At 45.4% G+C, this 14,171-nt stretch carries 12 protein-coding genes; 1 reads left to right on the forward strand and 11 read right to left on the reverse strand.

From position 1 onward, the window contains the following. Positions 1-264: 264 nt before the first annotated feature. The 4 genes from G636_RS17165 to G636_RS0103410 all read right to left on the reverse strand — a co-directional run bounded on the left by G636_RS17165 (position 265) and on the right by G636_RS0103410 (position 4,706). Positions 265-1,443 carry an AAA family ATPase gene (locus tag G636_RS17165; RefSeq protein ID WP_242826911.1) on the reverse strand — a complete coding sequence of 393 codons (1,179 nt, stop codon included), beginning with the start codon at positions 1,441-1,443 and terminating at the stop codon, positions 265-267. Between the two features lie 77 nt (positions 1,444-1,520). Beyond that, the gene (locus tag G636_RS0103400) at positions 1,521-1,967 is read right to left on the reverse strand and encodes a hypothetical protein (RefSeq protein ID WP_026506873.1); all 447 of its coding nucleotides are present in this window, start codon (positions 1,965-1,967) and stop codon (positions 1,521-1,523) included. After that, positions 1,939-3,423: a DUF1846 domain-containing protein gene (locus G636_RS0103405; RefSeq protein WP_026506874.1), complete on the reverse strand. Its 1,485-nt coding sequence runs from the start codon at positions 3,421-3,423 to the stop codon at positions 1,939-1,941. Before G636_RS0103405 ends, G636_RS0103400 begins: the two co-directional genes overlap by 29 nt. Positions 3,424-3,572: 149 nt before the next feature. After that, positions 3,573-4,706 carry a DUF4349 domain-containing protein gene (locus tag G636_RS0103410; protein ID WP_026506875.1) on the reverse strand — a complete coding sequence of 378 codons (1,134 nt, stop codon included), beginning with the start codon at positions 4,704-4,706 and terminating at the stop codon, positions 3,573-3,575. Between the two features lie 224 nt (positions 4,707-4,930). Between G636_RS0103410 and G636_RS0103415 the strand changes: the two genes are divergently transcribed. Continuing rightward, positions 4,931-6,253, forward strand: a complete 1,323-nt coding sequence (locus G636_RS0103415) for a methyl-accepting chemotaxis protein (protein WP_026506876.1) — start codon at positions 4,931-4,933, stop codon at positions 6,251-6,253. Positions 6,254-6,265: 12 nt separating this feature from the next. On the opposite strand, the gene xylB is transcribed toward G636_RS0103415, so the two are convergent. The 7 genes from xylB to G636_RS0103450 form a co-directional block, all read right to left on the reverse strand. Beyond that, positions 6,266-7,744 (reverse strand): xylulokinase, encoded by a 1,479-nt coding sequence (gene xylB, locus G636_RS0103420; RefSeq protein ID WP_026506877.1) that lies wholly within the window; start codon positions 7,742-7,744, stop codon positions 6,266-6,268. 14 nt (positions 7,745-7,758) lie between these two features. Next, positions 7,759-8,904, reverse strand: a complete 1,146-nt coding sequence (locus tag G636_RS0103425) for an EpsG family protein (protein ID WP_026506878.1) — start codon at positions 8,902-8,904, stop codon at positions 7,759-7,761. Between the two features lie 12 nt (positions 8,905-8,916). Further along, entirely contained in the window at positions 8,917-9,738 is an 822-nt protein-coding gene (locus G636_RS0103430; RefSeq protein ID WP_242826912.1) for a glycosyltransferase family 2 protein, read from the reverse strand. Position 9,739: 1 nt separating this feature from the next. After that, positions 9,740-10,876 (reverse strand): hypothetical protein, encoded by a 1,137-nt coding sequence (locus G636_RS0103435; RefSeq protein ID WP_026506880.1) that lies wholly within the window; start codon positions 10,874-10,876, stop codon positions 9,740-9,742. 19 nt (positions 10,877-10,895) lie between these two features. Beyond that, positions 10,896-12,335 carry a sugar transferase gene (locus G636_RS0103440; RefSeq protein ID WP_026506881.1) on the reverse strand — a complete coding sequence of 480 codons (1,440 nt, stop codon included), beginning with the start codon at positions 12,333-12,335 and terminating at the stop codon, positions 10,896-10,898. An 81-nt stretch (positions 12,336-12,416) separates the two neighbouring features. Beyond that, complete coding sequence (locus tag G636_RS0103445; RefSeq protein WP_026506882.1) at positions 12,417-13,349, reverse strand: glycosyltransferase family 2 protein; 933 nt, start codon at positions 13,347-13,349, stop codon at positions 12,417-12,419. A 51-nt stretch (positions 13,350-13,400) separates the two neighbouring features. Continuing rightward, entirely contained in the window at positions 13,401-14,165 is a 765-nt protein-coding gene (locus G636_RS0103450; protein WP_035778641.1) for a glycosyltransferase family 2 protein, read from the reverse strand. Positions 14,166-14,171 lie beyond the last annotated feature (6 nt).

Here is a 14,171-nt window from a genome sequence, read left to right on the forward strand (position 1 = left end):
CATCTGGCTCTATATAAAAACACGTTATATCTTTTCGTGTTTCCAAACCAAAACTGCCGCGGATAATATATCACGCGTATATAAACAGTGTCAATTATAAGACCCTACAAACTTACCAACTTTTCGCAATAATAACAAGCAATTTGCACAAATAACCAAAAGATAAAAAAATCCAAAAGCCTTGTCCCACAGTATTTGTAAGACATAGGCTCTTGGATCCTTTTGGATGCGCTGCATCCGTATATAATAATTTTTCTCTGTTATTTACTCCTCCGGGCTGTCAGAAGCTGCAGTCTTATCAAAAAGATCATCACTTGTCAGCTTCATCATATCCTCGGGTGCAGGGTTCTCCATGGAGGCTATCCTGCTCGCCTGATTGGTTATGATCTCTTCAAAGATATTACGGACTTCACGTGCATTGGCAAAATTATCAGGATTTGCCAGCATGCGGGCCATGATCATTTCCCTGACATGATTTCTGGCATCATCGTCTATTGTATAGTCGTATTTACTACAGTTCATATCAAAAATGGACATTAGTTCGTCTGTAGAATAATCAGGAAACTCTATATACTTGTTAAAGCGGCTCTTGAGACCCGGATTGGAATTTATGAATTTCTCCATAGGTCCTGTATAGCCTGCCACAATGACCACCAGGTCATCCCTGTGATCCTCCATGGCTTTCAGGATTGTATCTATAGCTTCCTGACCAAAGGCGTCGTCCTTTTGAGCCAGGGCATAGGCTTCATCTATGAAGAGGACGCCTCCCATAGCCTTTCCTATCATTTCCTGGGTCTTGATGGCTGTTTGTCCAACATAGCCTGCTACCAGACCGGACCTGTCTGTCTCTATAAGCTGACCGCCTGACAGGACACCTATCTGCTTATAGAGCTTTGCAATGATCCTGGCTACAGTAGTCTTACCTGTTCCGGGATTACCTGTAAATACAAGGTGAAGTGACACTGGAACAGATTTAAGTCCCGCATCCTGTCTGGACTTCTGGACTTTTACAAAAGCAGTGAGTTCTTTGACATCAGCCTTGATCTTCTCAAGTCCTATAAGCTTGTCCAGTGTCTCCATGGGATCTTCTTCAGGTTCCTTGGGACGGGCAGCTTCCTGCTCCTCTTCTTCTGCTTTCTCCTCTTTACTGCCTGTATTGATATCCTTTATGGATGATATTCCCTCGCCGGGAGCAGTGCCCACCTTCCTGTTGAATTCATCAAGAGCCGCTTTGGCATCCTCAAGAGGATCTGCAGGGCCGGTCATTTCGACGCCCTTGGATGATAGGCCATCTCCAAAGGTAAGAGGTCCGTTTTCTGAGTGATCCTCTTTTGAGGATGAGGGCTTGCCTCCGCCAAAAAAGTCTCCATAAACGTCTCCAAGAAGATTTCTCTGCATATTTTGGATCTGATCCAGTATCTCTTCGCTTCTGTCTTTCTTCACAAGTCCCCCTCTGTGCATGGCACAAACAATCCCTGATCGGTCATCTGTAGCAGCTTTTGCTATAGTCCGGTCTCATGTCAGATCTGGAAGATCATAAGAGACAGTTTGCCAAATATGATCTCTGTTATGATCATCTCATTTGCTTCTTTTTCAGCTGGGCTGATCTTTGTCAGCTCCGGCATACCAAGGATCTTTTCCTTGTAAACGAGAGCTTTGCCGCCCTTCTTTTCTTCCCTGATCATGCATCTGGCCTTGACCTTTAGATGCTTTAAAGTCCTGTAAGCTTCGCTCTCCCTGTCCATGTAATAAAAATGACTCTCCAGACTGGTAGAGCTATCTATGCCATCTATCAGATACTTTCTGATAATGGCTCCCAGCTTAAAAGGTATCAGTGGAGATTCAAGCAACTCATTATAACTGAGCCTGGAGCCTATATAATAGTGCTCCAGGTCCTGCATTACATATTTATAGTCCTGACTGTCGTATACTGTCATATTACTTGTGATAGAGCTTCTGGCTCTCATAGTGTGCTTCACAGGTCAGATTGATGCCCAGCTTCTTGAACACATTCTCATCTACCTGAGAAAGGATAACTGATGAATGAGCTTCCAGGCCATGGAGCATAGGCACACATTCCAGAGCCTTGCGGGAGTCCTCATTATTGACTGCTGTAACAGACAGTGCGATCAGTATCTCATTAAGGTGCAGAAGCGATGAATTGTCCTTAAGGCAGTCACACTTCATCTTCATGATAGGCTCTATGAAGTCAGCGGGGATCAGCTGTACTTCATCGCTGATACCTGCCAGATATTTAAGTGCATTAAGGAGCAGAGCAGATGAAGCGCCCAGAAGGGGGCTGGTCCTGCCTGTCAGGATCTTGCCATCTGCCATTTCCATTGCAGCTGCAGGATTACCTGTCTGCTCGGCTTTGATATTGGCAGCTGATACCACCGGTCTGTCTGCTGTGGATATGCCTGCCTTCTTCATGAGCAGCTCTATCTTGCGCACAGGTTCAGGGCCTGCATTGCCCTTTCTAAGCTCGCACTGAGCTGCGTAGAATCTTCTGATTATCTCCTGATTAGCTGCAGCTCTTACTATCTCATCGTCAAAGATACATTTACCGGCCATATTAACGCCCATGTCTGTAGGAGACTTGTAGGGTGAAGTACCGGAAATCTTCTCAAACATAGCATTCAGGACAGGGAATACTTCAATGTCCCTGTTATAGTTTACAGTAGTCTCTCCATATGCTTCCAGATGGAAGGGATCGATCATGTTCACATCATCCAGGTCTGCTGTAGCAGCTTCGTATGCAAGATTAACAGGATGATTAAGAGGCAGGTTCCAGATAGGGAAGGTCTCAAACTTGGCATAGCCTGCCTTTATGCCTCTCTTATTCTCATGATAGAGCTGAGACAGACATGTAGCCATCTTACCACTTCCGGGACCGGGAGCAGTGATCACCACAAGGGGATGAGTAGTTTCGATATAATCATTACGTCCAAAGCCCTCATCACTTACTATAAGAGATATATCTGAAGGATAGTTCTCTATTGGATAGTGACGATATACCTTAAGCCCCAGGGTCTTGAGCTTCTTTTCATAGGCAATGGCTGAAGGCTGCTCTGCAAAGCGGGTCAATACTACAGAACCCACATACAGTCCCTCTTCACGAAAAGCATCAACAAGGCGCAGCAGGTCCATGTCGTAGGTAATGCCCAGATCGCCTCTGACCTTATTCTTTTCTATATCCGCAGCATTGATAGCTATGACTATCTCTGCCTGGTCTCTAAGCTCCTTGAGCATATTGATCTTGGAATCAGGCTGAAAACCGGGCAGTACTCTTGATGCATGGTAATCATCAAAAAGCTTGCCTCCAAATTCCATGTAGAGCTTACCGCCAAACTCACCGATCCTGCTGCGGATCTGCTCTGACTGCATTTTTAAATACTGATCATTATCAAAACCTACCTTAAACACCGACTGCCTCCCTGAATTATTACTGTAACTGTTTACAATTATATTCTTTGCTTTTTTACGGAGTTAATTTTATCAGATTCTGAAGCTATGACAAGCCCCCGTTTACAGATATTTGTAATCCGAAACGAGGGCGCCAGTTTCAAACTATATCAGCTGCTTTGACCATCTGCCGGGCCCTGATCGGGCATATTTGCCGGGCCGGTCTGATCTGCTCCTTGCATCTGTCCTGTAGGATAATTCATAGTCGGCATAGCATTGACCTGGGGGTTCATTACAGGAGCTGCCTGCTGCAAGGTGCCCGGAGCAGGCATAATATTTCTCTGCTTCCTGGCTGCCCTTTTGACGATCAGCCTGATGATCAAAAATACAATGAGGCCAAATATAATGAGCAGGATGAAGATAGGCAGATTTACTACCAGGAAGATAGCCAGTTCCTTAAAGAAATAACCTATTCCAACCACATTGTCCATAAAGCCCTGGCCCATGCGCTCAAGGGTTGTAAGCTCTCTTGTGACTGTGAGCTCTTCTTCCTTTTTCTCTGATATGGACATGTTGACAGTGCTGTAGTCCACCTGGTTATCCATGGTGCGGAGCCTTGACTCAATGGAATTGAGCTGATAACGGACATCTGTCAGCTGGCTCTGGATAGCCATGATGTCTTCCATAGTCTCAGCCTTTTCCATAAGGCTCTTAAGCGCTGCTTCCTCGGTCTGCAGTGCCTCCTTATGAGCCTTGGTGTCATAATATTCAAGGGTAACATCCTGTACGTTACTGGAGTTACGTGTTATATTTATCCCTTTTTCTATATCATCAAGAAAGTTATTGAGCTTCTTTTCAGGTATCCTGATGGTAAAATCAGCACTGCGAAGATCCACATACCTGCCATTATAGTAGTTGTTGGATACATATACATTGCTGCTCTCAATATAGCCGCCCAGCTCATTTGTCTTGGTGTTTATTTTTTCAAGAGTGGCATCAAAATCTGTTGTCTCGCCGTCTATATAAACATTGGTGATCAGCTTTCTGGAATTATCCGCTTTCTGAGTGCTGCCGCTGTCATCAGCAGTTTTGGCTTCCGCATAGCTCTCATCATATTCCTCCGCTTCCATATCAGCAGATTCATATCCGTTATATGCATCAAAACCATAAGCCGCTTCCTCGGCCATCGGGGCTTCAGCAGCAGACTCGCCTTTAGAATAAGACGATGACGCACTCCCACAAGCGCTAAGAGATAATGCTGCAGATAAGATAACAAAACATGAGATCATTTTTTTCTTTATCATGAACGCCTCCTTTGTAAATCCTACTGAATATATAATACCAAAAATTCATTTGCGATGTGGGTGTCATAGAGAGTTTTTAACACCATTTCATATAATTATATCTAAACAGTATACCTTAACTATCCGATAGACTTATTGTAGCTTTTCTTTGCTATGCCCTTAAATTCCGTGTTCTACCATGATCCGCGGGCAAATTAAGGCAATCTCAATGCATGGAGGAATATATGAACCTTAATGGTATCATTTCAGCATCTCCCGAAGCCATGGCAGACAAGTCCGTCAGAGGCAAGGTATTCGTTGTCTTTAACAATCTTGTAGTCAGAGTACTGATCTGTTTTATAGGGATCATAGCGACCGTTGCCTTCATAGTGATGGGCATACGTTCTTCTAATACCATTCTCCTTGTACTGGGAGGGGTATCCTGCGCTATTGTGATCCTGGTATTTGCCACCAGCATCATCTTCATGATCAAATCCTCAATGATACTGGCAGACAGCATAGTGATCCCGGTGGAAAGCGCTAACAAAGCTGCCAGGAGCATGGCTGAGGGCAGCTTTGATATAGAGCTGGAATACAGGGGAAATGACGAACTGGGAGAACTTTCCCACAATGTACGCAAATCAGCCAGGACTATATCCGCTATCATCAGCGATCTGAGAGCTACTCTTGAGAGGATGGCTACAGGAGATTTCTCCTGCGGTACCAGACAGCCCCAGCTGTATATAGAAGATTATAAAGAGATCAAAGATGCTTTGGATGATATATCTTTAAGGCTTTCAACTACACTATCCAAAGTCAGGGATTCCTCCTATGAGGTATCAAAGGGAGCTACGGATCTGTCCCAGGGAGCATCACTCCTGGCAGAAGGCGCCTCGGACCAGGCATCTGCCATTGATCAGCTCACCTACTCTGTAGATACCATGACAGAGCAGACCAGAAATGTGGCCATAGCAGCAGAGCAGACTGTAGAGATGGCGCTGAAGGTCAAAGAGGACGTAGATACCTCGGCAAGGAAGATGCATCTGGTAACAGATGCCATGACCAGGATCACAGAAGCATCAAGGGAAATAGAGCTGGTCACCAACTCCATAGAAGCCATAGCCAAGCAGACCCAGCTCCTGGCACTCAATGCATCAATAGAAGCAGCAAGAGCAGGCGATGCAGGCAAAGGCTTTGCAGTAGTTGCTGAAGAGATCAGCCAGCTGGCAACCCAGTCTACCGAAGCGGCCAAGAATACTCACCAGCTCATCAGCGATACCATGGACGAGATTGAAAACGGTAACGCCGTAGTGGAAGAGACCAAGGCCGCCCTGGAGCAGGTAGTGGAATCTGTAAATGATGTATCCGAGATGATGAACCAGTCCGGTATCATGGCTCAGGAGCAGGTAGACAATATGGATCTGCTCACAAACGGCATCAGCCAGATATCCGGAGTAGTAAAGAGCAACACCGAAACAGCCCAGCAGTCCAGCGCAGTATCCCAGCAGCTGGCCGGCGAGTCCGAAAGTCTGGAAAATCTACTGGAATCCTTCAGGGTCAGAAATTGAATTCTGACCCTTTTATTTGCTTATGTCGTGGAATATGTCCTTAAGAGCAGGATATAGCCTTCTGTAATTTCTGTACTTTTCTTCATACAGGGCTGCAAGCTCAGGATCAGGATTTTCACTCCCTGTAACTCTCACAAGCTCCGCCACAGCCTGCCTTACACTTTCATACTCTCCGCAGCCTACTGCTGCAAGGATAGCGCCGCCATATCCCGGTCCCTGCTCGGTCTCAGGTATGGTAAGTGTGATATTCATCACATTGGTAAATATTTTTCTCCAAAGGGGGCTTTGCGCACCGCCTCCGCAGATCATGCTGGATCTCACATTGACGCCCATGGCTCTTGCAGCTTCCAGGGAATCTCTCATACCAAATGCCACGCCTTCCAGTACAGCCTGGGTCATATCAGCTCTGGTACTGTCCATAGTCATTCCTATAAAGCAGCTCCTGGCCAGGGGATCATTATGGGGTGCCCTCTCTCCCATGAGATAGGGCAGATAATATACGTGTCCACGCCCAAGCTTATCAGGAGTGATATCCTTTTGCTGGCTGGCATAATCTTTGGTACCTATGATCTCATCCATCCACCACTTATTGCAGGATGCAGCAGAGAGCATGCAGCCCATAAGATGATAATATCCGTCCGCATGGGCAAAGGCATGAAGGGAATTGCCGCTGTCTGTACTAAATTCATCAGAAGATATAAAGATAGTGCCAGATGTACCCAGAGATATATTGCAGGCTCCGTTGCCGCATACTCCGGTACCCACTGCAGCTGCCGCGTTATCTCCTGCTCCCGCACATACCTTTACATTATCAGGTAGGCCAAGGCGGCTTGCCAGCTCCTTCCTGACTGTTCCCACTATCTCATAGCTCTCATAGAGCCTTGGGAGCTGCTCTTCCCTTACATGGCAGATCTCCAGCATCCTGCTGCTCCATTTCCTGCCCTTTACATCCAAAAGGAGCATGCCCGAAGCATCTGAATAATCTGTGGAAAATACTCCGGTCAGCATGTAATTGATATAATCCTTGGGCAGCATGATCTTACTTATCCTGGCAAAAAGCTCAGGCTCATGCTTTTCCATCCAGAGGAGCTTGGGCGCTGTAAAGCCGGCAAAGGCTATATTTCCTGTATACTCGGAGAGCTTGTCTCTGCCAATGACATCATTGAGATAATCAGTTTCTTCTCCTGTCCTTCCGTCATTCCAGAGGATCGCAGGGCGCAGCACATTATCATCCTCATCAAGGACTACCAGGCCGTGCATCTGGCCGCCGGCGCCTATTCCTGCAATCTGTGCTGCGTCACAATCTGCTATCAGCTCTTTTATACCATCTTCAACTGCCTCTATCCATTTTGCCGGATCCTGCTCAGACCAACCGGGATGAGGGAAGATAAGAGGATATTCTCTGGATACGATCTTACAGATCTTACCCTTTTCATCCATAAGAAGAAGCTTCACAGCAGATGTTCCAAGATCGATTCCGATATACAGCATGCCATACCTCCTTTTTAATCCAGAATCTGATATTCAATAGGTACCATATCGTGAAAAAGCCAGGTCTGATAAGGAAGGATCCTCACTCCGTCCGCAGGCGCCTGTCTGAAAATAAAGATCAGGAAATATGCTATGCAGGCCAGAGTCACCAGGATCCTAAGGACTCCTTTTCTTTTGCCTGCGCCTGCCGCCAGTATGATGTCCGGGATAATGAATATCTGGCTGATGGTCAGATAGTAGCCTATCCTGGAGATCACAGGGAGAAAGCTTCCAAAGACATATAAAAGCAGCGCCAGTATATTGAGTTTAAGATAAAAGATATCTCTCTTTGATCCGGAGAGATCATTTCTAAAGACAAAAAACAGCAATATGACCATAGCGCACCTTGCTATGGATATAAGGCTGGTACCTCCTGTAAGAAAATCTGTATTTTCATACGTAGGATATACTATGAGAAAGAGCTTTAGATACAGATCCTTAAGGAACAGGGAAGATATGACAGCGCAAAGGCCTGCGACCTTGATATACTTATTCCATTTTATATTGCATAGCGGATATAATACCAAAACAAGCAGGATGGATTTATGAAAAAGGCTGCCTGCAAGTATCATCAGGACAAATGCCGGATAATCCCCTTTTAATATCAGATACATGGCGTATACGGAAGCGGCCAGTGCCAGATAATATCTCATGGTAGAAAGGGACTGGAAATAGTAGGTAAGCGTCATGAACATAAAGAAGGTCCAGCCAAAGGAGGCTGAGAGCTTCCTGATGGCCAATAAAAAGAGTGCTATGGTGGCAAATCCATAGCAGGCAAAGACGAGAAGGAAATTTTCATAGCCGCTGATAAAATATATAAATCTGGTAAGGTAATTAAACCCCGCCTCAGTAGGTACATAGGCATGAACATTTGCCAGATGCATAAAATTGACATATCTGGCATAGTCATTGCCAACATTGATCCTGAGAGCAGAGATTCCAAAAAGAGTCACAAAAATACTGACCATACAGATCAGATTGATCACCTGCTGCCTGCTGACACCTGTATAGACATATACTCCATTTCTCTTCATTTCTGAGGATATAAGATCAGTATCCTCATCTCTGACAAGGGCTCCAAGATAGATTGTCACCGCTGTGATCAGCAAATAGATTAGCATTGCCCTTTTTCCTCACCTTTTTTTGCAACTTTTGATGCCGGAGCATAGGAGCTTGTAGCATTCTCCAAAACTCTTGTCCTTGCACATAGATGACCTGCGCTTAAATATAAATCTAAATCCCATAATGGCAGCAAGTCTTCCGTAGAGATAATGATAGAGCACTCCTCTGTCAAAGAAGAACTTGTCGGTATATCCTTCAAACCAGGTGGATTTCCTAGGTATCTCCCTTCCCAGTGTGATATCAGTGTGGTATACTTTGATACCCTTTTTCAGACAGTCCATAAGAAAGAGGGAATCCTCTCCATTGGAATACTTTGCGCCGCCTCCAAAGAGCTGGGAGAACATAACTCCGCTCTCCAGGAGCCTGTCCCTTCTCACTGCGATACTGTATGCAGGATATCTGCCGCAATTGTACCATCTGACTCTGTCGTAGCTGGTATTGTAATAAGTCTCTCTTCCTTCTGACTGCCTGATATTAAAGAGGAGCATGTCAGCTTCAGGATGCTCATTAAAAGCAGCCAGTACATCTCTGTCATAGCCCTCTCTGTATTTAATGTCCTCATCTGCAAATAGCAGTATGTCACCCCGGGAATGAAGGATACCTATATTCCTTGATTTGCCCACACCTCTCTCATCGCAGTGGAAGCACTGTATATCATTGCCCTTGTAAACATAAGTGGAATAGGCAAACTCATGGCACTGATTGACAATAATGGCTCTGCAGTTAACATTCATGGCCGCAGCAAGAGTTGTAACATTCTGATCTACTGCTGCAATGAGCATTTCCAGTTCCTTAGTCTTATCAATAGAATTCATATCCGTATTATCCTGCATACTATTTCGCCTCACTGCTCATACCATAATAACGTCTAAGAAAAGTCATATCTGCTCCTGTGATCACTATTCCCAGAACAGGGCAGTTATGTCTATAGAGCTGGGACAAAGTATGCTCGGTAAGACTAGCAACATTGTCACCAAAGCCTATTGCCAGGACCACTCCGTCTGAAGCTCCTATCTTGCGATAATTATCAGGGTCTTCGCCGGGAAGTGACATTGCCTGCAAACTGCTCGCTCCGGGAAGGAGCTTCCTGTCATTTAATATATTTACTATCCTCTCGCCCTCTTCAAGGCTTCCTAAAGCCTGTAGCGCTATAAGTCCTGCCTCACTGCTCTTATCAAGCGCAGCAGCAAGTCCTGCCCTTAGCTCATTGCTCCAGCTATCCCCGTCTCCGCGGGAAGTGATAAGGCCCAGCACAGGCAGATGGTACCTTTTCTCAAAGTCTTCCGGCACATAGAGCCTGTCATTTGTAGCTGCCAGTAAAAGTCCACATATGATAAGAGCTATAGTTGCCAGTACAGCTCCTGTGATCACTGCTGTCCAGGTCCTGTCAGTAACACGGATAAGCTCTGCGCTGTCATCTTCAGACAACAGTTCAATGGATGTAAACTCTTTTCTGCTGTCTCCATAATTTAACAAGGCCAAGTCCACAGCCTTCAGGATCTTCAGACTAAGCTGCGGATCCCTGTGCTTGCAGACAATCTCCAAAAGCCTGATATCAGATGGGATAGATGCCGTGATGGACTCCTCTGTCTCCTTTCTGGTGATCCCGGATACAGAGCCCGGTGTCATAGAGCCGGGAGCCAGCTCTGATACGCCCTGGCTCATGAGTTCGTCCATGACATCTATCATGATCTCATCTGTAGTAACAAGCTCATTCCATGTATATCCATTGTAATAATTATATACATCACCGCTCTCATCAATGGCAAAGTTCAGATACAGCTTGGAGCTTGCCTCATATTCTCTGGCAGGAGCCCAGACCACATGCAGGCAAAAATACAGCAAAAAGCCGGCTACTGCGCCGGCTATGATAGCTGCCGGCAAAAGGTAAGCTTTTCTAAACAGTCTTAGATAAAAGCATCTCAGATTCAGGACTTCATCTCTGTGCCCCGTGTCTTGTCGAAACTGCACGTCCCCTACCTCCCGGCTCTCACTGCTCGTTATCACGAGCCTCTTTTTTCATTGCTGTGATCTGATCCTCGTCCACACCCTCTGTTGCATCAGGTGTAAAGAGTATCTTAAGTGTAAGGAGCATCAGCTTGATATCCATCCATACAGAATAATTTTCTATATATGTAAGATCAAGCTTTAGCTTGTCATATGGCGTAGTATTGTATTTGCCATATACCTGAGCATATCCGGCAAGCCCTGCTTTGACATTCATGCGGTATGCAAACTCAGGCATCTCTTCCATATATCCCTTGATGATTTCAGGTCTCTCAGGCCTTGGTCCTATAAAAGACATATCCCCTTTTAATATGTTAAAGAGCTGGGGAAGCTCGTCAAATCTTATTCTGCGAATAACACGTCCCACCGGCGTGATCCTGGAATCATTCTTGGATGCGAGCCTGGCTACTCCGTCCTTCTCAGCATTGATATACATGCTCCTGAACTTCAGGATCTCAAACTCCCTTCGGCCCTCCGTGCATCTTACCTGCTTGTAGAGCACAGGCCCTCTGTCACAGAGAAATACACTTATGGCAGTTATGAGCATAAGAGGAGAAAATAAAACGATCAGGATCAGCGAGCATACTACGTCAATGAGCCTCTTAAGGAAACGCTGTTCAACCTTAAGTGAGTATTCCCTGACGAGGAGTACCGGCGTATCAAAGAGGTGGAGCTGATCTGCACCCTTAAGGAGCACATCACTGATCTTGGGCATGATATACATCCTGATACGATTCTCATAGCAGAACTTCACCAGGTCATTACGCCTTGCGGTAGGTATATCCCATATGATCACTCCGCCGTATTCACTGCTTAGGCATTCCTTCTTTAATTCTTCCACTGAAGAAGAGATATTCATCCTTTTGACTATCTTAAAGCGGTCAGCCCTTGAGCCAAATTTTCTCTCAATGTCATCTGTGGGATGATCTCCTGATATCAATAAGAGCGGCCTGGGGCTCTGTACAAAGCTCCTGTAAAAGATATCAGACAGATAGGTCCAACAAAAAGCAAATACAAGCTCCCAAAAAAGGATCTTCATCATGGGACCTGCAGATACCAGCCAGTTCCTCATAAGTGAGAGCTGCATGTATGTGATCACATTTACGATCAGGATGGTAAAGATCTGTGACAGGAACACATCAAGGGGCTTGTTGTAACCTACTCTCAAACTTCCATAGGTCCTGGCAAAAAAGAAAAGCAGCATAAAATATATGAGCAGTACTACTATATGTCCATTAGTCTGGAATTTAAGACCATAGCCCAGGTTATAGCCATCCTGGCTGATACGGGGGCCGGACAATTCCGGATAATAGCTCTTAAACCAGAACCAGGCATAGATCCCGGTTTCCAAAACAAGCTGTATAAGCCCCAATAAAAGTGTAATGATCCTCTTGGCGGACTCTGAATAATGTTTTTTATTCATATCCTCCCCTCCCCGGCAGCAGCAGAGCCATATGACAAGACTCCGTACTTCCTCTTATTGCATTTATTTGATCTGATAATCCTATAATTCATCTTTGACTATATATACCGGCCTGTTCTTTACTTCCAAATAGGTCTTGGACAGATACTGTCCCACCACTCCCAGGCAAAAGAGCTGTATGCCGCTGACCATAAATATTATACATACCTCAGAAGGCCAGCCGCTGGTAGGATCTCCGAATACCAAAGTCTTGACTATTATCACTATAATACCAAGGAAAGCCAGCAGGCAGAATATAACGCCCAGCACTGACGCTATGGCAAGAGGCACTGTCGAAAAGGCTATTATGCCATCAAGTGCATATACAAAGAGCTTCCAGAAGGACCACTTGGTCTCTCCCTTCCTACGCTCAACATTTTCAAATTCAAGCCATTTGGTCTCAAAGCCTACCCAGCCAAATATACCCTTGGAGAAGCGGTTATACTCGCCCATGGACAGCACAGCATCCCTAAAGCGCCTGGTCATCAGGCGATAGTCTCTGGCTCCGTCCACAATATCAGCATTGGACAGCTTGTTTATCAGGTGATAAAAACGTCTGGCAAAAAAACTCCTGATAGGCGGCTCGCCCTTTCTGTTCACTCTCCTGGTAGCTACGCTGTCATATTCTCCGCTCATTATATAGGAGAACATCTCCGGGAGAAGAGAGGGAGGGTCCTGAAGATCCACATCCATGATCACTATATAATCACCATTGGCATAATTAAGGCCTGCCAATATGCCCGCTTCCTTGCCAAAGTTCCTGGAGAAGCTTACAAGGCGCACCCTGTCATCCCTGTCCTTTAGTTTTTTGACTTCGCTTACGGTAGCGTCTTTTGAACCATCATCAATAAACAGAAGCTCAAAGTCCACATCATTGCCATGGAAATAAGCCTCTGTCTTCATCAGTTCATCATAAAAATCCGAAATATTCTGTTCTTCATTAAAACAGGGAACCACTACTGTTAATAATTCCATAACACCCCCTGAATATGAATAGATACTCTTTATCCTATAATAACATAGTTATCACAATCTTCGCTTGCTGGCATAATAAGCCCATCCCAGAAGATGGACACATGAGGATAAGAGTCCCAGTCCCGCTATCTGCCTGTAGAGCCCCCAGATCCTTTTTACAGCCTTTAATTTGTTGGAAGAAAGAGAAGCAGCCGGTCTCCTGTATATAGTCAGTACCTCATTAAGGCCATGTGCTGTCACGCCCTTTTGCATTACCTTCCACCAGGTTGCTGTATCTTCGCTCTCTATAAGAGGCATATGGATATCCTCTTTTGACAGCTTGTCTGTATCAAAGATCACAGTTGAAGTGAAGATTATAGTGCGATACAAAGCCTCTTTGTACACAAAATCAAGGGGCACATTTACGATCTTGCCTGTAGGCCTTGCATTTTCATCTCCAAATTCATAGGCAGTAAAGCTAAAAGCATAGTCACCCTTTCTCATAAAGTCCAGCTGCTTCTCCAGCTTATCTGCCAGCCATACATCATCGGCATCCAGGAAGGCTATATATCTGCCCCTTGCTGCGTCTATGCCGCTGTTCCTGGCAGCCGCAGTCTTCTCATTGCGCTCCTTGGCTATGAGCCGTATGGATCCCTCCGGGAGACTAGTCTCCCTAATGCATCTGTTTATGATAGAGACACTGTCATCAGCAGAGCAGTCATCCACCAGGATCAATTCAAAATTCCTAAAGGTCTGACGCTCCACCATGTGTATGGTATCTTCTATGTAATCCCGGGCATTATATACAGGCACAACAATACTAACAAGAGGTTCCATCTTGAT

Origin of the sequence: Butyrivibrio sp. MC2013, assembly GCF_000424585.1 — a bacterium.
In the GTDB taxonomy this organism is placed as follows: domain Bacteria; phylum Bacillota; class Clostridia; order Lachnospirales; family Lachnospiraceae; genus Butyrivibrio.

What these genes read in the sequence shown, in the direction of transcription:
- G636_RS0103430 (WP_242826912.1), bottom strand. Translation starts at nt 9,738, where the DNA reads ATGCAGGATAATACGGATATGAATTCTATTGATAAGACTAAGGAACTG.
- xylB (WP_026506877.1), bottom strand. Translation starts at nt 7,744, where the DNA reads ATGCTGTATATCGGAATCGATCTTGGAACATCTGCTGTGAAGCTTCTT.
- G636_RS0103445 (WP_026506882.1), bottom strand. Translation starts at nt 13,349, where the DNA reads ATGGAATTATTAACAGTAGTGGTTCCCTGTTTTAATGAAGAACAGAAT.
- G636_RS0103425 (WP_026506878.1), bottom strand. Translation starts at nt 8,904, where the DNA reads ATGCTAATCTATTTGCTGATCACAGCGGTGACAATCTATCTTGGAGCC.
- G636_RS0103410 (WP_026506875.1), bottom strand. Translation starts at nt 4,706, where the DNA reads ATGATAAAGAAAAAAATGATCTCATGTTTTGTTATCTTATCTGCAGCA.
- G636_RS0103400 (WP_026506873.1), bottom strand. Translation starts at nt 1,967, where the DNA reads ATGAGAGCCAGAAGCTCTATCACAAGTAATATGACAGTATACGACAGT.
- G636_RS0103450 (WP_035778641.1), bottom strand. Translation starts at nt 14,165, where the DNA reads ATGGAACCTCTTGTTAGTATTGTTGTGCCTGTATATAATGCCCGGGAT.
- G636_RS0103415 (WP_026506876.1), top strand. Translation starts at nt 4,931, where the DNA reads ATGAACCTTAATGGTATCATTTCAGCATCTCCCGAAGCCATGGCAGAC.
- G636_RS0103440 (WP_026506881.1), bottom strand. Translation starts at nt 12,335, where the DNA reads ATGAATAAAAAACATTATTCAGAGTCCGCCAAGAGGATCATTACACTT.